Annotated in this window: 19 protein-coding genes; 2 read left to right on the top strand and 17 right to left on the bottom strand. The window is 50.3% G+C overall.

Features of this window, described 5'->3' with window-relative positions:
- Positions 1-41: 41 nt before the first annotated feature.
- The 9 genes from K7B07_RS26500 to K7B07_RS26550 form a co-directional block, all read right to left on the bottom strand.
- Positions 42-1,085, bottom strand: a complete 1,044-nt coding sequence (locus tag K7B07_RS26500; protein WP_223713572.1) for a FecR family protein — start codon at positions 1,083-1,085, stop codon at positions 42-44.
- A 90-nt stretch (positions 1,086-1,175) separates the two neighbouring features.
- Entirely contained in the window at positions 1,176-1,760 is a 585-nt protein-coding gene (locus K7B07_RS26505; protein WP_223713575.1) for an RNA polymerase sigma factor, read from the bottom strand.
- A gap of 223 nt (positions 1,761-1,983) precedes the next feature.
- A complete protein-coding gene (locus tag K7B07_RS26510; RefSeq protein WP_223713576.1) occupies positions 1,984-3,147 on the bottom strand; it encodes a PepSY-associated TM helix domain-containing protein in 1,164 nt (387 codons plus the stop codon).
- On the bottom strand, positions 3,148-5,076 hold the full coding sequence (locus K7B07_RS26515) for a TonB-dependent receptor (RefSeq protein WP_338041415.1): 1,929 nt from the start codon (positions 5,074-5,076) through the stop codon (positions 3,148-3,150).
- On the bottom strand, positions 5,073-5,480 hold the full coding sequence (locus K7B07_RS26530; RefSeq protein ID WP_223713577.1) for a hypothetical protein: 408 nt from the start codon (positions 5,478-5,480) through the stop codon (positions 5,073-5,075). The genes K7B07_RS26515 and K7B07_RS26530 overlap by 4 nt, the downstream gene beginning before the upstream one ends.
- A gap of 225 nt (positions 5,481-5,705) precedes the next feature.
- On the bottom strand, positions 5,706-7,370 hold the full coding sequence (locus tag K7B07_RS26535) for a SulP family inorganic anion transporter (RefSeq protein ID WP_223713578.1): 1,665 nt from the start codon (positions 7,368-7,370) through the stop codon (positions 5,706-5,708).
- Positions 7,370-7,933 carry a PhnA domain-containing protein gene (locus tag K7B07_RS26540; RefSeq protein WP_223713579.1) on the bottom strand — a complete coding sequence of 188 codons (564 nt, stop codon included), beginning with the start codon at positions 7,931-7,933 and terminating at the stop codon, positions 7,370-7,372. The genes K7B07_RS26535 and K7B07_RS26540 overlap by 1 nt, the downstream gene beginning before the upstream one ends.
- A 13-nt stretch (positions 7,934-7,946) precedes the next feature.
- The gene (locus tag K7B07_RS26545; RefSeq protein ID WP_223713582.1) at positions 7,947-8,594 is read right to left on the bottom strand and encodes a methyltransferase domain-containing protein; all 648 of its coding nucleotides are present in this window, start codon (positions 8,592-8,594) and stop codon (positions 7,947-7,949) included.
- Positions 8,591-8,986: a glycine cleavage system protein H gene (locus K7B07_RS26550; protein WP_223713583.1), complete on the bottom strand. Its 396-nt coding sequence runs from the start codon at positions 8,984-8,986 to the stop codon at positions 8,591-8,593. Before K7B07_RS26550 ends, K7B07_RS26545 begins: the two co-directional genes overlap by 4 nt.
- 104 nt (positions 8,987-9,090) lie before the next feature.
- Here K7B07_RS26550 and K7B07_RS26555 point away from each other — a divergent pair, with 104 nt between their 5' ends.
- Both K7B07_RS26555 and K7B07_RS26560 read left to right on the top strand, forming a co-directional pair.
- On the top strand, positions 9,091-9,798 hold the full coding sequence (locus K7B07_RS26555; protein ID WP_223713584.1) for a Crp/Fnr family transcriptional regulator: 708 nt from the start codon (positions 9,091-9,093) through the stop codon (positions 9,796-9,798).
- Positions 9,799-9,994: 196 nt separating this feature from the next.
- Positions 9,995-10,633, top strand: coding sequence for a class I SAM-dependent methyltransferase (locus tag K7B07_RS26560; protein WP_223713585.1), 639 nt, complete (start codon positions 9,995-9,997; stop codon positions 10,631-10,633).
- Here K7B07_RS26560 and K7B07_RS26565 read toward each other — a convergent pair.
- The 8 genes from K7B07_RS26565 to K7B07_RS26600 are packed head-to-tail and all read right to left on the bottom strand — an operon-like array spanning position 10,625 to position 21,549.
- On the bottom strand, positions 10,625-11,182 hold the full coding sequence (locus tag K7B07_RS26565; protein WP_223713586.1) for a hypothetical protein: 558 nt from the start codon (positions 11,180-11,182) through the stop codon (positions 10,625-10,627). The two genes, K7B07_RS26560 and K7B07_RS26565, sit on opposite strands and share 9 nt — an antisense overlap.
- A 13-nt stretch (positions 11,183-11,195) precedes the next feature.
- On the bottom strand, positions 11,196-12,467 hold the full coding sequence (locus K7B07_RS26570) for a hypothetical protein (protein ID WP_223713587.1): 1,272 nt from the start codon (positions 12,465-12,467) through the stop codon (positions 11,196-11,198).
- Position 12,468: 1 nt separating this feature from the next.
- Positions 12,469-13,761, bottom strand: coding sequence for a condensation domain-containing protein (locus tag K7B07_RS26575; RefSeq protein ID WP_223713588.1), 1,293 nt, complete (start codon positions 13,759-13,761; stop codon positions 12,469-12,471).
- 3 nt (positions 13,762-13,764) lie between these two features.
- Positions 13,765-14,964: a glycosyltransferase gene (locus K7B07_RS26580; protein ID WP_223713589.1), complete on the bottom strand. Its 1,200-nt coding sequence runs from the start codon at positions 14,962-14,964 to the stop codon at positions 13,765-13,767.
- 8 nt (positions 14,965-14,972) lie between these two features.
- Positions 14,973-16,208: a glycosyltransferase gene (locus K7B07_RS26585; RefSeq protein WP_223713590.1), complete on the bottom strand. Its 1,236-nt coding sequence runs from the start codon at positions 16,206-16,208 to the stop codon at positions 14,973-14,975.
- Between the two features lie 12 nt (positions 16,209-16,220).
- Complete coding sequence (locus K7B07_RS26590) at positions 16,221-17,018, bottom strand: alpha/beta fold hydrolase (RefSeq protein WP_223713591.1); 798 nt, start codon at positions 17,016-17,018, stop codon at positions 16,221-16,223.
- Positions 17,009-17,311: an acyl carrier protein gene (locus K7B07_RS26595; protein ID WP_223713592.1), complete on the bottom strand. Its 303-nt coding sequence runs from the start codon at positions 17,309-17,311 to the stop codon at positions 17,009-17,011. The genes K7B07_RS26590 and K7B07_RS26595 overlap by 10 nt, the downstream gene beginning before the upstream one ends.
- A complete protein-coding gene (locus K7B07_RS26600; protein WP_223713593.1) occupies positions 17,299-21,549 on the bottom strand; it encodes a type I polyketide synthase in 4,251 nt (1,416 codons plus the stop codon). The genes K7B07_RS26595 and K7B07_RS26600 overlap by 13 nt, the downstream gene beginning before the upstream one ends.
- Between the last annotated feature and the right edge of the window lie 44 nt (positions 21,550-21,593).

Here is a 21,593-nt window from a genome sequence, read left to right on the forward strand (position 1 = left end):
TTTATATACCCATAGGCCTTTTATATTGGTTTAGACAATGTTTATCTGATGATCACGGTATCCTTATCCATCCGATACTGTATACCGCCCGACAGTTTGAACGACTCCAGCACTTCCGGCAGGGTTTCTTTATCTATTTTTCCGCTGAAGCGCATTTCTCCTAACGATGGGTCATGCAGCACAATAGTGATCCCATACCATTTTTCCAGCATCGGGATAATGGTCTTCAATGGTTGCTGATCAAAACGGATATTGTCTTTCAACCACTGCGTCTCCAGAAAACCGGAATCGGCCCCGTTAGGAAATACCTTACTGATCGCTATTACCGGCCTCGCCGTATCTCCGCTTTCCGCAGCTCTTTTCCGGTTACTGCCATCCTTATTTTGAATCACCAGTTTCTCATTGGGGTGCAGGACCACCTTCTCTTCTTTTTTCTGATTTAATAACACTTCCACCCGTCCTCTTATCAGTGTCGTTTCAGAGCTGTATTCATTTCCATAAGCCCTTACATTAAATTCGGTCCCCAGCACCCTGACATCCATATTCCTGGTATGCACCACAAAGGGTTTGTTCTTATTTTTGACGATATCAAAATAGGCCTCCCCTTCGAGGTAAACCTCCCGTTGCTCCCTTCCCAGGTCATTGCTGAACCGCAGCACCGTTTTCTCGTTGATCCAGACTTTGCTTCCGTCGGGCAGTACCAGTGAGGTTTTTGACTGCCCCTTTGTAGACACCACTTGCATCGCGCCCGGGCTGCCCATATAGTGAAACAACCCGAACAAGCCGATACCAACCAGGAAAATCGCTGCAGCGGCGATCCCTACCGGTCGCCACCGGTTCAACCGCTTTGCCCGGTTCGTATGTTCCAGCTTTTTATTGAGCACTTCAAGCGATCGTTCAACTGAGTCCGGGTCCGTAACTCCTTCCGCCACCAAACGATGATCAAACAGTACATTCAGATATTCTTCGATTACTTCCGTTGAAGTATACGCGCTCATCAGTCTTTTTAACTCTAGCTGTTCATCCAGGTTAATGATCCCTTCTTTTCTTTTTAATAGTAGCTCGAACAATCTGGTTTGTTCCATTTGATTACCGTTCTGTTATAAAGACGCTTTTCAGCTACCGGAACCCTGAAAGCGGTTCCGTTTTTTTTTGAATTATTTTTTTCCTGGAGCTTATTTACCTGCTGTTTGGGCCCTGGAAGGTATATTGGAGCTGTATTCCGGCAGGGATTCAAGCAGTGCGGCCGCCACTCTTTTGTTAGCGATCATCATCTGGGTCTCCACCGTTTTAACGGAGATATCCAGCAGTCTGGCAACTTCGGTGTATTTCAGCTGTTCTTCTTTTATCAATCGGAAAATCAGCAGGCATTTAGGCGGAAGGGAGCGGATCGCCTCTTCGATCAGCGTCATATTTTCAGTTGAGACCAGGTCCGTCTCGGGTGTAACCATTGTATAGACCAGTTCATCGGCTATTTCATCCGTGAAGACCTGTTTCCTTTTCCGGGTAAAACTGATACAGGCGTGCCTGGATGCAATAAAGATATAGCTGGAGATATTTTGTATCGCTGTAAGCATCTTCCGGTTTTCCCATAGCTTCAGGAACACATCATGAATCAGCTCTTCCGCCCTTTGTTTATCTTTTACAATAGCCAATACAAAAGGGAAAAGACCGGGAAAAAAATGTCTGAACAAGTCATTAAAGGCCGCCTGGTCATCCTTTTCCGCAACAAGAACAACCAGCTTTTCAATCGTTTTCAATTTACAGGCATTTCGTTAATGATGAATGAACGCACACGCTTATGTACCAGTATCAGGTACCGAATTTACAGTGTTTTGGCAATTTAAACAATCTCATGTTGTTTTTTTGCCCGGGGAGCAGCAGAAAACATCCGTAAAAAAGCACAAAATCGATGCACCAGGGAAGACAGCAATGCGTTACAAATATAAAATTACCGCTCGTTAAAGACCGGCGGCAATAGTTTTATAGATGTGACCCGGTACGCCGTTTTTTTATTTTCGTTGATTTATTCCACCACATTATATAGCCGGTAACGGGCAATGAAGCACAAAACAAGATAAGAATAAACTGGATGAGCTTTGAAGACATACCTAAAAGATTACCGGTATGAATGTCGTAATTGAGCGAAACCAACCGTTCGCCCAGGGGCAGTGAAGCACCTGTTCTGATCCGGGCTACCTGCTGACCGGTGCTGTCGAAATAATACCATTTAAAATCACCCGTCCGGTCCTTCGTCAGCCGCACCTGTATATCGATCTCTTTTGATGTGGCCCCCCGCATGCGGACAGACATCATATCTGCACCGGGGTTATTGGACAGCGTGTGATACAGCGCATTGTCCAAAGGATCTTCATAACGGGCAGCCACCGGCGGGACCGGCTGATGTGGTATGTTTTGGGTTCCGCAGAACAAATTAAAAAAACCGGTATAACTTTTCTTTACCCCGTCAAACGCAAATACCAATCCGGTGATACACACAACAAAGGCCAGCAGAAAACCATAAAAGCCCGCAACATGATGAATGTCGTAAACAAGCCGCTTCCATTTTACTGTTGTATCGAGCCACACCCGCTTTTTCAGGTTCTTTTTTGTCCATCGCCGGGGGAACCAGAGCACAAGTCCTGTTATCAGCAAAACTGAAAACAGCGCTACCGCAGTGCCGGTAACAGGAGTACCATAAGTATCCCCCAGCAACAGGCCTCTGTGCAGGTGCAATACCAACTGGAAGAATTCTTTCTTTGCATCTTCTACTTTCACCACACTGCCGGTGTAGGGATTTACATATACCCGCCAGTAGTACTTATAATAACGGTTAAACCCGAATCCCTTTTTATTGATCCCGGTAAAGCGGAACACCCAGCTGCGGTTCTTGGCCGGATACAGATCCACCCTGGATAATTTTTCCCCGTTTTTCAAAGCCGCTTCTGCGGAGGCAATCAGCTTGCTCAGGGGTAACGGCTGTTGGTCCCGGTAGTTTTCAGACAACAGGAAGCGATCCGGATAGATCTTCAGTTTCAGCTCATCATAAAATATATAAATACATCCGGTAATGCAGATAATAAAAACGATCAGGCCTGTAACAAGGCCCAGCCATTTATGTATCTGAAAAAAAAGTTTCCGGTCCATTTAGAATGTGTAGCTGATATTTAGAGAAGCCGTTGTTCCCGGTCCCCGGAAATAGGTGGTATTATTGGCATTATACTGGCTCAGCACCGTATAATAGGTCTTATTGAATATATTTTCAATTCCCAGTCCCAGCCTGGCTTTTTTGCTGAAGTTATAGGCAGCAGCGAAATTAAACAGGTCAACCGGTTTCACAGGGCCTTCATTCCCGTTATACAACCCTTTTGCATTTTTTACAAACCGGTCCCGTTTGCCGGTATTCAGCCAGAACAGCTGCAGGCTGAAAGCAGGAACAGGTGTAAAGTGTACAAAACCGGTAGCCATTGGTGGTGCGATCCGCGAGCCGTTCAGATAATTTTCGGATCCATCATCGTTCTTTGATGTTCCTTCCACATAAGCATAGGAGCCGCCGAATTTCCACACAGACGAAGGAGTAACGCTCAATGCGATCTCATATCCCCGGATGGTTTCAGGAAGCCGTTGCGGCATAAAATATCCACCCACATCAACAAGCTCCACTCCCAGTTTCGACGTGCTGATAAAATAAGCGGCCGTCAGGTTAAAGATGCTGAAGGTGCTGGAAAAACCTGCTTCATAGTTATTGGTAATGATGGGATCCGTTTTCAGGCTATCCAGATCGCTGTCTGTGGCCCGGCGAACGATACGCCCCAGTTCATTGATCGCAAAGCCCTGCGAAAAGCTGACAAAAGGATTGAATGCTTCATACTTATTGTATCTCAGCCCCGCGTTGAATGTAGCGCCCCTGTAGGGGATTTCGCCACCGGTAACAAAGATGCTGCCTTCGTTGCCGGGGCCGGTAGCAATGGTGTTAAAATCCTTTATTGTAACTTTTGCATTCTCATAGCGCACCCCACCTTTAAAGATCAGCTGCTGCAACAGATCCAGCTTCAGCTGGGCATACGGTGCAATGTTCACCATGTTCATATTAGGAATATACACCCGGCCGTCTACCAGGTCCTGATCAGTGATATCGTTCAGCACATCCAGGCCATAGGTTACTTCTGCCAGTCGGCCACCGACAGCAAAAGGTGTGCTTAAGTTGATGCGAAGGCCTTTCTTCCGGGAATTGATCTTTGTCTGTCCCGGACCGTACCACGCGGTAGCGCTTGCCACATAACGATTCATGGAGCGGAAGGAATTGATATAGGCCGTAACATCCAGTTGTGTGGAAGCAAAGAGCTCCTTCCGGGAATAGGTGATCCTAGCATTATGATTGAATGGCGTTCCTGCCGGTTCGCCGGGGTCTTCGCCTCTGATGCCGATCGCAGGCTTTTCTCCGTATACTCCGTTCTCTGTGATATATTTTGCGTGTGAGGTGCTGGAATAAAAATTATAGAAGGCCGTCAGAGAAGAATTTTCGTTGATCTGGTATCCCAGCTTTGCAAATGCATTGTATTGATAACTGTTGGATAGTCCGTCTGTCTGCCCCAGCACCTGACCTTCCCCATCCCGCTGCACACCGGTATACTCGATGGTGCCGCTGGCAACATAATCCCATTTTTTAACACGCCCGTAAACGCTTTGTGAGGCCCTGTAGCCAGCGGTCCCGGACGTATTAAACGGCTGAACCGTACCTCTTAAAAGCGAAGCGCCTCCAAAAGCAGGATCTCCGGTCTTTGTCTTTTTTGTAATATAATTGATGATACCTCCCGCAGACCCGTTACCATAAATGGAAGTAGCACCTTTTATTACTTCTATCCGCTCAATAACCGCCGGGTCGATCGTTCGGATATCCCGCTGGCCGTTCATCAGCGGTGTCGATTGCGGAATACCATCGATCAGTACCAGCACCGACCGGCCGCGCAGGGTTTGCCCCGAATTGGTTGCTTTATTATTGGCAGGCGCCAAACCGGGAACAGCGTTGCCAAGTATCGCCGAAAGATTCGTGGTGATCTGGCTTTGTGTTTCTATATCTTTCCCGTTAGTATGGTCACAGAGGAAGGAACCGTTGCTATGTTCTCTGCCCGCCGGCCCGCTGTAACAACAATATTATCCATCATCCCTCCATCTGCCAAAGCAATGTTCAGCACGGGAGGTAAGGTATCGCGGAGCAGCTCTTTTGCAAAAGGTTCGAACCCCAGCGATTCGATACGAAGAATAAAGCGCTCCCGCATCCGTTCCTTCCCTGAAAAAAGACCCGTTTTATCCGTAAACCCCGCCAGCTTATCATCAATATAAACAGAAGCCAGTGAAACAGGAGTATGGTTCTTGTCGCTTACAGACAGTTGTAATTGTTGTGCATTGGATACCAGGGTCAGGCATAAAGCGAGGCTGATAAACAGCAAATGCTTTAACAGAAAGGAACTACGGCTCATAATGATTTGTGATGCTGATTTTAAGATCGCAAATGTACAGGAGCTTACGGCGCTGCCTGTTACGAAATCGGGAATTTATCATCACCAAAGTCACAAGGAGACATAAGACCTTATCAGGGTATAGTCAAAAAACTGTACAGAAAAGCCACAACGGCCAATCAAGCTTTCAGCGCCTTGCGGGATGTGCCGGCAGCAGTGTTATTTTGTGTACAGGGTCCTGGAGTTTTAACGGTGTTGCGCGCTGCCGCTGCAGAACAGACGGCTGCGTTCAATAGCTTCTGCAAAGCTGGAGGTCACGTTTGCCTTTCCGATCGCAAACAACAGCCTTGAGGTTCTCAGCTCGGTCATTACCTGTTCGCTTTCAATTTCAGAAAGGATGAGCTTAATATCACGTTTTACGGCATCCGCGTGCATGTCTCGTAGTGTTTTGATACCGGTAGCATCGATGATCGGCACCTTCCGCATCCGGATGATCAGCACCCGGGGATCATGGTCGATAAATTTCATGGCATCGCGAAATTTATATACTACACCAAAGAACAGGGGACCCGTAATTTCAAACACCTCGGCTCCTGCTGGAACCGCTGTATAATTTTCCAACGCATCTTCTTCCGCTGCGTTCACCGGCAAACGCGTCACCCCGCTGCTGCGTATCATGTTGCGCATAAACAGGAATGCCGCTACGATCATTCCCAGTTCAATAGCCACCGTCAGATCAACAAAAACGGTAAGCAGAAATGTCACCAGCAATATGACGCGATCGTTTTTAGGGCCGCGGAGCACCGAGCGAAAACTTTCCCATTCGCTCATGTTATACGCTACCACCACAAGCACACCGGCCAGCGTGGCCATGGGGATCAGCGTTGCCCATTTCCCAGCAACATACATGATCAGCAGTAATGTCAGCGCATGGATTATTCCGGCCACGGGGGTGCGTCCCCCGCTTTTCACATTGGTAGCAGTTCGGGCAATGGCTCCCGTTGCCGGTATGCCGCCGAATATTGCAGAAAAAATAGTTGCGGTACCCTGGGCCACCAGTTCCGTATTGGACCGGTGACGCCCTCCTATCATCCCATCCGCCACAACTGCCGAAAGCAGTGATTCGATTCCCCCGAGCAATGCGATCGTAAAGGCAGGAAGCAGCATCTGCCTGATGGTTGCAAGATCCAGGGACGGCATATGGGGTCCGGGGAGGGAAGACGGGATCGCCCCAAACCGGTCGCCGATCGTGCCTACCGGCAAATGCAGCCAATGAACGAGGCCGGTTGTAATAAACAATGCAATCAGCGAGCCGGGAATCCTCCGGGTTATTTTTTGGGAGAACTGCATGACCAGTACCGTTATCACAGCAACCAGAACTGCATAGGGATTCACAGATCCGAAGTTGCTGGCATAGGCAATCCATTTGTCCACAAAATCCGCAGGTATGGCTCCCATCTTCAATCCTAAAAGCTCCTTTATCTGGGAGGCAAAGATAATGAGCGCGATTCCGCTGGTGAAGCCGGTAATAAGCGAAAAAGGAATAAACCGGATAACGGATCCGAGCCGGAGCACTCCCATAAGAATGAGCAGGATTCCTGCCATAAAAGTAGCGATGATCAACCCGTTCACTCCGTAGGTTTGCACAATTCCGTAAACGATCACAATAAATGCACCGGTGGGTCCGCCGATCTGCACCCGGCTGCCGCCAAGGGCAGAGATGATAAAACCCGCGATCACGGCGGTATACAACCCTTTTTCAGGAGATACACCTGAAGCGATTGCAAAAGCGATCGCCAGCGGGAGGGCAACAATGCCAACGATAAGGCCCGCCATAGCGTCTTTGCCAAACTGCTCCCGGGTGTAGCCCTTTAAAGTGGTAAACAGCTTTGGCCTGAATATAGCGGACATCAGGATTTACGTACAAATTGTGTAAGGATCACAATTACCTGTTCATTGATCTTGCCCTCGATCTGCCCGGTGTCACCGGCCACCAGCCGGATCTTGCGGACAACCGTTCCTTTGGGTGCGGTAAAACTGGTACCCTTAACATTCAGATTCTGTGTCAGAACTACTGTATCGCCGTTCTGCAATTCATTTCCGTTGCTGTCGCGGTGCACCGCCTTTTCTTCAAATACCGTCATCGCCCAGTGAACGACCGCTTCATCCAGCTCCACTGAATTCAAAATATCCTCCGCCCAGGATTGCTCTTTATTCTTGTATAAGATACGATAGCTCAATGCCTGTACAGCAGGTTCCGAATGCCAGATACTGCCTGCCAGACACTGCCAGTGGCGGGCCGCATCCCCGTTATCAAGCGCTTCCAGACAGGTCTGGCATAACGCTACTTCATGTTCGATGGCATCATTATTTTTCGGACTCACCGCAAATGCCGCAACCGCGGTGTCCGCCGCGCAAAGTTCGCAAGTGCCTTCACACCGTTCCCGTAACGCCGGGGTAATTACTGTACTCATTGAAAATTTTAATTTAAGCCTTTATCCAGAATTTAAGCAGGTTATTGGAAAGTTCATCCACTACATAATAGTCCGCAGGCATTTCATCCTCCATACTGTGATAGGTCACCATCCTTGTACCTGCAGGTTTCTGATCCAGCAACCGGTAGAGATAGCGGTTATAGTAGTCAAACAATTCATTGGAATAAGCGATACTGTCATCGATCTTTTCCGTTCCGTCCAGGTTCTCATAGAATGCATTGAAAAAATAGAAATGATCGTAGTTGCTGAAATCAAGCTGTGTAAAATTGGCATGTATAAAATGGACATTTCCCAGCTGCAGTACCTTCTTCGCCTCTTCTGCCTGGTGCAATAATGAAGCCCGTTGCTCCACACCGTAAAACCGGGCATCCGCTGCAAAATAGGCTGCAGACAAACAGAACTTACCGACACCACAACCGATGTCCAGTATCCGGACATCTTTATGGGTGGAAAGGAATGCCGCAGCACTTCTTGCCACTTCAATCGGGGTCCAGTGCCGCCGGGCAAGTGCCGCTATGGGCAACGGATAAAGCTCATGAAACCGCTCGTCGGATTCAAAAAATCCGGCCCGTTCCGTCAACAGCGCTTCGCCCTGCAACTCTAATTCTTTTCCTGTCCCGATCTCGTTATTCTGCATCATGCCGGCCGTTTATACTTTTGATCATATTCCTCCTCGCACAGCAACCTTGTGTTGTGATTGATTTCCCAGGGCGCGATCTCCGCGATCCATCCCTCCCCTCCGGGATCATCAAGCAGAAGTACAGGTTCCGACAGCAGCGTTTCATTGATCCTGATCACATTACCATCCACCGGCATATGCGCCGTTATCTGATAATCATTACCAACGATCACCGCCAGCACATCCCCTTCCCGCCTGAAACCGGTAACGGGCTGTACAAACAATACCTTCTGTATCTGCCGGAATCCGATCAGCTTGAACCAGCTGATACCGGTCATCGCATGATCCCCGTAAAAATCAACCCATTCATGGTCTCTTGTATAACGCCGTTCCCTTACAATAAACTGCTTCATATTATGGGCGGCAAAATTCGGGATTCTACTCCGGATAACAAATGCACTGGATCAGTTCAAAAGCTGCAATTTCTCAGTCTTTAAATTAAGTACCTTTGTTTTCCATGAGCATTAACGGACTTTTTCCAATAGAAAAATGGGATTTCAGCAGCGATTCGATTCTTTCGGGGTTATCCATGGAGGACCTGGAACCTTTGATGACACACCGTTTGGAGCAGGTATATAAAAAAGGCGAGGTCATCTTCAGGGAAGGTGGCTTTCCGCAGGGGATCTTCTACATCATGGAAGGAATGGTCAAAAAATACAAGGTAAATGACTCAGGCAGGGAACAACTCTTTTATGTGGCCAATACCGGTGAGCTGATCGGTTACCATGCGGTGCTTTCCGAAGACCGCTATCCGGATTCTGCTGCCGCACTCGAGAACAGCCGGATTGCTTTTATACCCAAAGAAGATTTTTTAGAAACACTGCAGCGCTCCCCCGTTTTAAACAGCCGGTTGTTAAAGACCCTTAGCCGGGAATTCGCGGTCCTGATCAATGGCCTGAGTTTGATCGCACAACGATCGGTAAAGGAACGGCTGGCACTTCAGCTGATCGTACTCCGGGAAAAATACAAAGTGGATTTCAAACCAGGCATGCCGGTCTCGATCAATATGAGCCGCGAGGATCTTGCCAATCTTGTGGGTACCGCAACCGAAAATGCCATACGGATACTGACCGAATTCAAGGAGGACGGTATTCTTGAAACAAAAGGCAGAAAGATCATTATACTTGATATAAACCGGCTGATCAAAATCGCCAATTACAGGTAGATAATACGGCCCTGTTTCCCGGCCGCTTTCCGACTCCGGATTTATCTGAAAACAGCCACAGTGCCCGTTTTCCTCCCCGGCTCCGGTCTTTTTATTATATTTACAATCGTTTTCTGACGCGGTGCTATATTGAAAACACCCGTTACCTGCCACCGGCTCGTGGTGCCGGGCATCAGGCCGCATTAAACCAAATAAAATGACAGCAGCCCGCCGCAACAAAGCCGAAAAATTCTGGGACAGGACCGCAGGCCATTACGACAAAGAAGAACAAAAAGATGAAAAGATCTATCGCGGGATCATTGAAAGAACGAAAGACTTTTTGACGTCAGCGGACACCATACTGGACTTTGGCTGCGGAACAGGAACTGCCTCCAATGAACTGTCGGCAGTGGTAAAGGAGATTCATGCATTTGATACTTCATCACGAATGATTGAGATCGCCCGGTCAAAAACACCAAAAAAAAGGGTCACTTATATCCATTCAACAATTTTTGACAACCGGTTGAAAACAGATTTCTATGATGCCGTGCTGGGGTTTTATATATTGCATTTGCTGGAAGATCCGCAGCCCGCAGTATCAAAAATATACGAACGTTTAAAACCCGGCGGCCTGTTTCTGTCTGTTACGCCCTGTATGGGTGAAAAGCCGTTCCTCGCCCGCGTTTTCTCGCTCCTGGGCAAACTGGGAATGGCACCTGAAATGCAGCCGCTTAAACCGGCTGGTCTGGAACGGCTCATAACAGCCGCATCATTTACGATCATCGAAAGCAGCCTGCTGCCCGGGACCAAAAACCAGTATTTCATTGCAGCAAAAAAAGCAGCGATACTACACTAAAACAACCTGCCTGATCTTTGCAAAGCGGTTTATTGAGCGTTTCATAAAATACAGGGCAACAGTGCCGGCATAGATGCCCATGAGTATACTTACCGTCAGCCCGTTGTAGGTCTGCCCCTCCGGCATGCCCAACTGCAGCACGACCATCACGGCCAATGTAAGTACAAGTGTGATACAACCGTTGATCAGCGCATGTTTCAGCAGAAAGCTGTTGTACCGGAATCCGGGAGGAAAGGAAAAACCAGCGGCGTGTTTTTGAAAAAGGATCCGCATTTTATTCATGGTATCGATGGTAACAAGAAGCGGGATAAAGAATGCCAGGGGTAATAAGAAACGGGCGACACAATAAGTACCTTTAAAAAGATACACGGCGCCCGGGTCTTCAAAACTAAGATAGGGAATAACGGAATTAAAGAATACGTTGGTACCCGCATAGATCAGCACATTCCTGACGAGGAACCGTTTCCATGCGCGGGGGGCAACGGTTACAGCCGTTTTATCTGCGGCATACCCCATGGCAGCCGTTCCCGTTTCATTCGGTTGTTTCATGGCGTTCAGGTGATCATGCGGTAACGGTGACCGCTTCTTTTAACAGATCCATAAATGCTTCCCGGACCGCCTGTGCTTTTTCCCGGGCCAGGAACGATTCTTCTGATATCAGGGAAAAATCAAGCTGTCCTCCAAAACTCGTCACTACAAGCGTGTTCGGGTTCTTCCAGGGGAGGGCCGTGCTGGGTGAATAGACCCGTTTTATTTTAAACCCGTTGTATGCATCCGGGAGCTCCAGTTTTCCCATATTGGAAAGTGTGATATCATGACTGCCGTTAACCGTCCGTAAATGTTTCAGCATTTTATCTGCTGCCCGGTGAAAATATTCTGTCAGCACCAGCAGGTGAGCGGGCCGCAGCCGGCTGATCTTTTCCTGCAGGTCGGCCTTCATCCGGCGGGCCTGCTCCCAGTATGCAGTGCCTTCTTTATATGTTCCCGAAAGCTCCACCACCGGCGCAAAAGCAAACATCATGTCTTCTTTGATACCCGGTACGGATTTTCGGATATCCACCGGGCAGATCAGTTTGTTTTTGGCATCCTTGCCCATTACCTTTCCAAAAGCCGTCAAAAAAGCAATACCAAGGGCCGCCTGCACCGAGGTTCCACCGGCTTTGCAGGCATTTATTACCTGCTGCGACAGGTTGCGGTCCAGCGACCAGCGGATCATATAATAGTTCATTCCAGTGGCTTCCTGTTTATTGCGGATCAATATCGACAACACCCCACGGGCCACATGAGATAACAGCCGGGCCCTGATCTGCGCGCCCTTTCCCGGCATTTCGTTTGCAGTAATAAGATCTGTGGTTCCGGAAAACGTATCGTAAGGAATGGCTTCCAGCGACGGGTCGCCGGTGTACGACAACAGTTCCCGCATCAGGTTTACGATCGTTCCGCCGTCGCAGACACAATGCGGCAGCACGATTACCAGGTCTGACACGGCACCGCCATTCAACCAGAGCACCCGCATCAGGGGGGCCCTGTTGTAATTAAACGGCCGGTGCCATTCCACCTGCGCCACTTTTATCCAGTCTTCTTCGGTGTTTCGCGGCAATACTTCCACAACCGCCGGCACCATATCGGTCCGTATATCAAAATAAGGCGCGCACTTCCGGTCTTCCTTTATTACGGCACGCAGCAACGGATGTTTGGCCTGCAGTTTTGCAAAAGCTGAATCGATACGGCCCTGCTGCAACTCTCCTGCGATGGTTACAGAAAAAACACAATTAACCGTCCTTGAGCCATTGGCATACATCAGGCGTTCTCCAACAATAAGTCTTCTTTTCATATCAATCTGGATCGCGGTCCGGCTGCAGGCGCAGCAACAGACCCATAAGCGTTTTTTTTATGGCCACAGCTTCGGTATAAGGAATATACCCCTCGCTGGATACGAAGCTGAAGTCGAGTTGTTTTTTAAATGTCGAGCTGATCAATGTGGTCGGATTTCCCAGCGGGCCGATCACCGAAGGACTGAAGATGGTATCCACTGTGAAGTGGCGGTATCCCGCCGGAATATTGAGCAGTCCCAGATTCGAGAACATACAGTCATTCGTCGATTTTCCATACTTCAGGAAATCGATCATCCGTGGCAAAACCGGGTGCGCATATTCAAACATCATCAGCGAATCGTAGGCGTTCAAACGGGCCAGCCGCTTTGAAGCCAGCGCCTGCATCCGCTGTGCCCTGGTTGCGAAATCCAGTCCTGCTGCCTTGTCCATCGATAACACCAGCATCAGGCCAAAAGCAAACATGGCGTCTTCCCTGATCTCAGGCGCATATTTACGGATCTCCACCGGGCAGGTAATTTTATTGAATGCCTTTTTTCCCCGTACGGATGCAAAAGCGCTAAGCAGTGCAAGGCTGATGACCGTATTAACGGTCGCTCCGATCGCCTTACAGTTCCGAAGCAGCTGCCGGGTTTCCTCTTCGGAGAGCTTCCAGTTCAGCAGGTAATCCGGCCCGCGGTCAATCGTTCTTTTCCGCAACGGGAGTGCATGCAGCAACAGGTAACCGGCCTTACCCAGGAACCGGGCACGGAGTATTTTTTTGCGGTTGTGCAGTACGGAAGCCGGTACCACATCCGCCAGCCCTGTAAATACCCGTTCCCTGCCGATATCCGCGTCGGGCTGATCCATCAGCAACAGGAACTCTTTTACAAGTGCCAATGCCGAGCCACCATCACACATACAATGATGAAATACCAGCAGCAGTTCCGAAAGAGCAGTACCACGGATCCATACCAGCCGGATCAGCGGCCCGTTCTGTGCATTAAAACCGGTATTCCATTCTTTCACCGTCTCCTCCTTCCACATTTCATCCGAACAGCGTTCCGCAATGCGTATGGGTATGGCTGCTTCCGGCACCGTGCTCTCAAACCAGGGCATTCCTTTCCCGTCGACTGTTACCGCCGCCGCAAGTACCGGGTGTTTTTCCTGCAGCCGCTTCAGTGCGTGTTGCAGTTGCTCACGCGTCAGTACACCCCGAATCCTTAGCGGGAACAACCCGTTAAAAGGAGTTACGCCGTCATTGTACATCATCCGCTCTGCAAACAGCATCTTTCTTTTTATTCTTGGCTCTGTCATGTATCAGATCACATTGGGCGTGGTTTCCATTACAAAATTTTCCAGCAGTGTAACCGCTCTGGAGCTGCCGCCTGCTGCTATAAAAGTGGCGCGCACCCGGGCCGCTGCCTGCCGGAACTGCGGCTCTTTCAGCAGCCTCCATACAGCATTGCGTACATCGTCCACCCGCATCCGCCTGTAGCGGATCTTAAGACCGCATCCGGCTTTTTCGATCAGCGAGGCCGTATGAAAATGATCGTATGCGATCGGCGTAACCAGCATGGGCAGTCCGTTCATAAACGTATCGTTCACCGTATTAAAGCCGCCGTGGCAGATCACCGCGTCCATATAGGGCATCAGCTCCGATTGCGGCACAAAGCCCTGTACGATAAAATTATCCGGCCATTGCTCAATAACAGAAGGATCTGTGGCAGCAATGATCGTCAGCGGCTCATCACGGAAGGCTTCGATCAGCCGGGTAAAAAATTCCTTGCGTATGTCCACCAGCAAGGTGCCCAGCGATACAAAGACCCTCGGAGTATTGGCCTTTGACAGACGCTCCCAGTCGAACGGACTATGATTGGGCCGGCCCTGTACCGGGCCTACAAACTGCATATGCGATTCAGGCTCTTCAATCCCTGCAAATGCAGCAGAGGTAAAAACAATATTCATCTCGTGGGAGTGAATAAAGATCCCATCCGTTTCAACGCCGACACTGCGTTGCAATTCCTTTATCAGTTGTTGCTGCCACTCAAATATTTTAGGTGCATGAAGGGCGGTATCGCCCATTACATCGGGCGGTACCGGCGTGGTGGTAACACAGGGGATTCCTTTTTTATAAGCGGCAAGAGCGCCCGCAAAAGCAATACAATCATTAACGATCACATCCGGCTTCCACTCATCGATCACCCGTTCCAGTCCCGGCATCATCATTGTTGCGAGGGGGACATATGTTTCTTCCAATGCCAGCTTCATCACTTCCGGACCGGATAGCGAAGGACCATCGTCCTGGCGTTTCAGCAACACTTCAATCGCTCCGCGATGCGGCTCCAGCTCCGCTTCCGGCACTATGAACAGCCCCCCTTCCGGTATATGTGTTTCATGAACCGGCACCATACCCAGCCAGGCTACTTCATGTCCTTTTGCGATCAGTCCGGCACCCACACTGAGCGTTGGACTTAAGTGCCCGAAAAAAGGAGGTACCACAAATAAAAATTTCGACATATTATCTTTTATGCTCCGCTGTCCGCCGGCTGCAATTGCGCCCGGTCCGCAGGAAGATCTTGTTTTGCTGTTACTAATATTTCCAGATAACCGGCAGCTGCAGCTACTCCCCCGGTTGCTTCAAATGAAGTGCGGACAAGGCCTGCCGCTTCCCGGAAGCGCTGCTCCTGCAATATTTCCATTACCGCATCCCGCAGGTGCTGCGCCCTGAACCGGTTGAAATTAAGCCGCAGTCCTGCACCGGTACGCACCACCCTGCCTGCAACATGCGACTGGTCGTAAGCGATCGGTATCACCACCATGGGTAGTCCGTGGCTCAAGGTTTCACAGACGGTATTGTGTCCGCCATGACAAACCACCGCCTGCAAATGCGGGAGCAACTCCAGTTGCGGCACCGTTTTCTGAATGATAAAATTATCCGGTATTGCTTCAAAGAGCGCCGGGTCGGATACCACCACCACCGTAAGTGCCCTGCCACCAAAAGCTTCCAGCACTTTATCAAAGAACAGTTGCTTATGCGTATGATCAAAAGTGGTGCCGATGCTCACCAGTATCCTTGGGTGCGGTGTATTGTGAAAGCGTTCCCAATCAAAGGCCTCAATGGACTTACGGCTCTGTATCACCGGGCCTACGAAACGGAACTGTTCCGGCAATTCCATTTCCCCGAAAAACAACGGTGAAGTAAACACCAGTGTCAGTGCCTCTGAACAATCCAGCGCCTGGTCACCCGGCCAGCCCAGTTCCTGTTGCAGGGCCACGATCTGCTTTTCCTCCCATTCATGTACTTTGGGCAGCTCCTCCATTACTTTTATTGCAGCAGGGGCCGTTACGGAAGTAGCATAAGGTAGTCGCAACTGCCGGGCAGCAACTGCACCGGCAAACAGCTGATGATCCGTAATAACCACATCCGGTGCAAAGCGCAGCAATGCATCCCGGATGCCATCATACATATAGCGGTTTAAAGGGATCAGCACTTCTTCATATAAGAATTTAATGCTGTCGATGCCATAAACATTTTTCCGGGTAATGATATCGAGGTAAGCCTTGCTTTCCTTTTTTTCTGCGTCGCTGCGGTCATAGCCGATCAGCAGCGGGGTTCCGCCCTCCGGCAGTTTGTCCTGCAATGCCGGGTCCAGACTGATCCAGCCCACTTCATGCCCTCTGCCCAGCAATGCGCTGCCGAGACTGAGCGTCGGGTTTACATGTCCGGTAAGCGGGGGTACTATAAAAGCAAATTGTGCCATATTCCGTTTTTCTTAAAATACATTTCCGTCCGGTTCCATCACCGGTACCGCTTCAGTCAAAAAGTGCAGCAGGACCCCGGCCACTGCTTCCGGAGCCTGGACCGGTACATTATGATCGCCTTCTATTTCTTCCAGTTCAGCACCCGGTATGCGTTCTTTTAAGAAATAGCCGGCACGCAGGCAATTCGAGCGGCTGCCATAAATCAACAGCGGATGATGCTCCAGCCCGGCAATCGCATCGCTTGAAAAAAAATCCTTCTCTGCCAGCATATCCTGTTTAATTGTAGTCTGATAAAAAAGATATTCATACATGCGGTGGTTCCGTTCCAGCTGCCGCTTTCCCATTTGTACCTTTGTGGCATCGGTAAAATTTCTGATGTAATGTTCCAGGAATTCCCTGCTGTACTCATCCATAATGCCCCGCGTTTTATCATCCGCCGGATCAGGTCCCTCAATCATGATAAGCCGGTCAATACGCCCGGGAAAACGCAGGGCCGCTTTAAGGCTGATCAGTGCACCAAAACTATATCCCACCAGGTGCACTTTCTCCAGCCCGAGGGCATCCATCAGCGCCCTGAGGTCATCCGACATACTGTCCAGGTCATAACCATCCCTCGTCCGTTCGCTCATGCCATGACTCTTAAGATCGTACAATACCACATGAAAACGCAGCGCCAGCAGCGGGGCGATATTAAAATAATAAACGGAGAGGTTACTGAACATACCATGCACCATTACTACTGTTTCAGCAGCGCCCTTGTTCAGTTCCTGGACATGAACCTTTTTTCCGTTGATCGGGATTATCGGCATTCCTGTATATAATTGATGATATCGTTCAGGTTCAGCCGGATCAGCTGGTCGAGGTCCATACCCGACAACCAGCCGGTAAAATCGATCCGGGTGCCAAAATGTGCTTTTACTTTCTCGGAGAAGGCAACGATCTCGATACTGTCCATTTCCAGATCTTTTGTAAAAGAGCTTGTAGGCCGGATGTCCATTTCTTCTGCAAATTCTTCGCCGATCACTTCGGTGATCATTTGTTTTAACTGATCAAAGATCGCTGCCGCAGCAGGTTGATCCGGGGTTGTTGTTACTGTGTCCATCCTATAATGTAATTTTTGTATTGAATTGTTTTGATCACGGTATCATTGATCAGCAGCGCATCACCATTGATCTGCTTTATTTCATAAGCCCTCGGATTCCCTTTCAGTCCCTGTCCCAGCATTTTGCCATATGCTTCCTTCGCTACCCAAAACCGGGTGCTCCATTCTGCAGGATCCCTGTCTTTTATCAGATCCCGTTCAGTCGCTGTAAACGACAATTCCATAAAACCAGCTGTGCGGGATGCCACCGTTTCCATATCGATCCCTACCGGCTTGCCGGAAGCGGCCACGGCTACCGCATCGGTACCCTTATGTGCGAGTGAGATGCTGATGCCGTCAACCTTACTGCCGGTAACAAAGGGTTGCTGTACTGCATTGCTGCCGGTAGTGAAGGTGATGGGGAAACAGGAATAACCCCGTTCCCGCTGCAACAGCGCCCGTACAGCGTCCTTTACCGCCACACGGCTGATCATCCATTCTTTTTTTCTCGCCGGAGGCAACTGCTGATAATATTTTTTTTCATCCTGGTTGAAGTAACGTTTCAGGATAAAGTCCCAGCTAACCATCCGGGTATATGCGTTATTAAACAGGAATATGCCCGGTGCTACTTCTTCAGACAACCGGTTATGCAACGGCGACATGGATACCTTCCACAAGGCTTCATCAATTTCCAGCCGGCGGTTCTGCCAGCCGGTAATGACCGCCCAGGTACTGCCCTCCCGTTCCATGATGATATCGGCTGTAGCAAATTCATCGTTCATTGCAGTAAGTACACAGGTACATTCAAAGATCCCCTGCTGGTCTTCCATATCACCGTAGAAAGCGATCTCCTGTATCTTCACCGGGAATGCAATGCGGTCTTTGGCAAGCGTAAGCTGCAGCCACAGGCCAAACAGCTGTCCGGCATTGTCTAGCAGGGAGCCTTTACCACCCACACCCCGGATCCGGCCGCTGATCCCCTTCTCCCCCACCGTGGTAACCGATACGATACCCTGGTAAGCCGGGCCGTGGAACATATGCTCCTCATAGATCTTTTGCGGTATGATGGAAATACCAAGATCCTCACCGATGTTCTTATCTGTTTTGGGCGGTGCCGGCAATACAGCTGCCAGCACCACTTCTGCTGTTGCGTATTTTTCCAGATCCAGCAGGGCGAGGTCCGGAGTTTTCCAGCGGCCCCTTATTGTTTCGCGGAACGGCTGTGCCACATTCATCCACTGGAGCACTCTTGTATTTAAGATCTGCTGCACCCTCCGGCCCGGAGCCTGCGCCAGTGCTGTCTCTCCGAACAATTCAAAGATCAGGGTCATGGGAATGACGGGGTCCATATCCTCCACACAGGCCCAGCCCTTGGGCTGGCGCAGCAATGCGTGATCGATAAGATAAGGCGTGTTCTCTAATGTGATATCCAGTTCCCGGGTAAAAGGTTGTAATGCCTGTACCGCCGGGGTGCCATCGCCACTATAGGGCTGTTCTGTTGTCCGGAACAGTGTCAGCAATTCCTCCTGCATCCGGATCATCTCATCCACATTCTCTTTCATCGCACGTATCACCGGATGCGCCGCGGCTGCCACCGGCTGTTCGTTAACCGGTATTGTGCGGGTCATACCCGGTGCGATCATATCCGGGTGCGGCCAGCCTTTGACCAGCGGCGCGCCCAGTTGGAGTTTTATTCTTCTGGTGGTACCCGGTTCCGGTTCATTGCTGATGCCCAGGAAGGCGAGGTCCACTTCCTTACCTTCGGTGAACAGCGCCGCCAGTACTCTTTTCAACTGGGCCATGCCCGTGCGCACCGGCAGGTTGGAAGCGATGACGCTGTATGACCGGCCTTTGAACGTATCGTCGATAAAACCGGTCAGGCCGCCTGAACCGATCTGTACAAAAACTCTTGCGCCTTCTTCATATAATTTCAGCATCAGCTCGCGGAACCGGACCGGCCGGACCAGGTGCTCCACGCTTAGTTTGCGAATGGCTTCAAAATTTTCCGGATAGGTTTGCAATGTTGTCGCAGACCAAAGCGGGATTTTTGTTTTCTGAAAACACATAGCTTCCATGCCCTGTAGCAATACATCCAGCTTGTCTGCCACAAAGGGCGAATGAAAACCGGATTGAAAGGGCAATACCTGGTAGAAAAGCTGCCGTTCTTTTAACAGTTCGGTAAGCTGTGCGATGGCTGTATGGGTTCCGCAAAGGATCACCTGGCTGGGACAGTTATCATTGGAAAGGTAAAGATCAGGGATGCGTTCCATCACCGGGCCAATGGTGTCCAGTCCGCAGCCGATCGCAATAAAGCGGGAGTCTTTCAGCTCAAAGGTCCGCGGATCAAGCATATTGAGCAGCTGTGCCACCGAAGCTTCTTCTGCCAGTTCTGCAGAGCGTGCGGCCAGCCATTCACCAAGGCTGTGCCCGGCATTCATATCCGGTATAATCCCAAGGCGTTTCATTGCCGTATCCAGCACACGGCTCCTGTCCAGCACGTCGAGTGCCTGATCCAGCAGGCCTTTTTCCCGCGCAACCGGGCGCTGGTCTAATCCAAAATATTCCGCCACGCTTTCCACCTCGCCGCCCGCCAGTCCATCCAGTCCCGGAAATACAAAGGCCAGCTTCGCACCCCGCAGCAATAACGGTTCATTGGTAAACCAGATATCCTGCCGGTTCCTCCAGGGTTTATCCTTACTCACGATCTTGATCGCTTTGGCGATCCGCTCCGGTGTGGGATCAAAAAGAGCGATCCTGTAATTTCCCTCACCCGGCCGGGTGGCTCCTTCCGTAAGCGCGCTGATCAGCGCTGCCTTACTATTCCGCGCCAGCAGTAACAGCCGGTCGCCGGACACCGGTTCCGGCGCAGCCTTTTGTTGTTGCTCCAAACCTTCCAGCACCACATGTGCATTGATACCGCCAAATCCAAAAGCATTCACACCGGCAAATCGTTTCAGTCCGCTGCTGCTCCAGCCCACCGGCTCCGCTACTGCACGAAAGCGGGTCTGTGCCATTTGCGGCAACGGTTGCGTACAATATAACGTAGGGGGCAATATGTCGTGATACAGGGCCATTGCCGTCTTGATCAATCCTGCAATACCTGCAGCCGGCATGGCATGCCCGATGTTCGACTTCACGGAACCGATACCGGCCCTGGGCCGTGTATCACCGGTACCAAAAACTTTTCTGAGCGTTTCCAGCTCCGTCTTATCACCAAGCGGTGTACCGGTTCCATGGGCTTCAATATATCCCACTTCATCCGGACCGATGCCAGCCATATCCCATGCCTGCTGTATCGCCTTTACCTGGCCTTTTACAGCCGGGCTCATTACACTGGTACCACTGCCGTCGCTGCTGACCCCTACTGCTTTTATAACTGCATAGATCCGGTCGCCGTCCTTTACTGCTTCGCTTCGTTTCTTTAATACCACAAAGCCACAGCCTTCACCGATCAGCAACCCATCGGCATCCTGGTCAAAAGGACGGATCTGTTGTTTCCTTGATAAAGCGCCGAGCTGACTGAAGATGCTCCAGAAGGCTGCGTTCTGCGCCACATGCACTCCGCCGGCGATCATCCGGTCGCAGCGGCCGCTGTGGAGCTCCCGGATGGCCTGGTCTACTGCCAGCAACGAACTGGCACAGGCCGCATCCACAGTATAAGCGGCACCGCCCAGGTTGAGGCGGTTGGCCACCAGCGATGCCACCAGGTTAGGGATCAGTCCCATTGCCGTATCAGCGCTAAAGCGGCCTTTACGTTCCTGGTAACCCTTCTTTATTTTTTCTATTTCTGTTTCAGACAAATGGGGCGATACCTGCCGCATTATTTCTGCGATCTGTTCACCTGTTCTTACGATCTCGATCGCCCTTGTAGCGCCAGGCCCTGCATAATTACCTTTTCCGATGATGATACCGGTCCGTTCAAGCACTTCCTTATCACCAAGCATGCCGGCATCTTCAAGGGCTTTACAAACCAGATCGAGCGTCAGCAGCTGGTCGGGCTCCATGCCTTCTACTGCCAGGGGCAGGACCCCGAAACGCACCGGATCAAAAGTAACCTCCGGGATAAAACCACCCCTGCTGCAATAGAACCGGTCGGCACCTTCAGCAGCAGCATCAAAATACAATGCGTCCAGCCGGTCGGCCGGAACGGTTTGCACCGCATCTTTTTTATCCAGTATGTTCTGCCAGAAGGCAGGAAGATCGGCTGCACCGGGAAAGATGCAGGACATTCCTGTTATGGCGATATCGGTTTCTTTCATTTGAACTTTCAGACATTTTTGTACAGCAGCTGCCGGGGGATCCT

Origin of the sequence: Niabella beijingensis, assembly GCF_020034665.1 — a bacterium.
Lineage (GTDB): Bacteria > Bacteroidota > Bacteroidia > Chitinophagales > Chitinophagaceae > Niabella > Niabella beijingensis.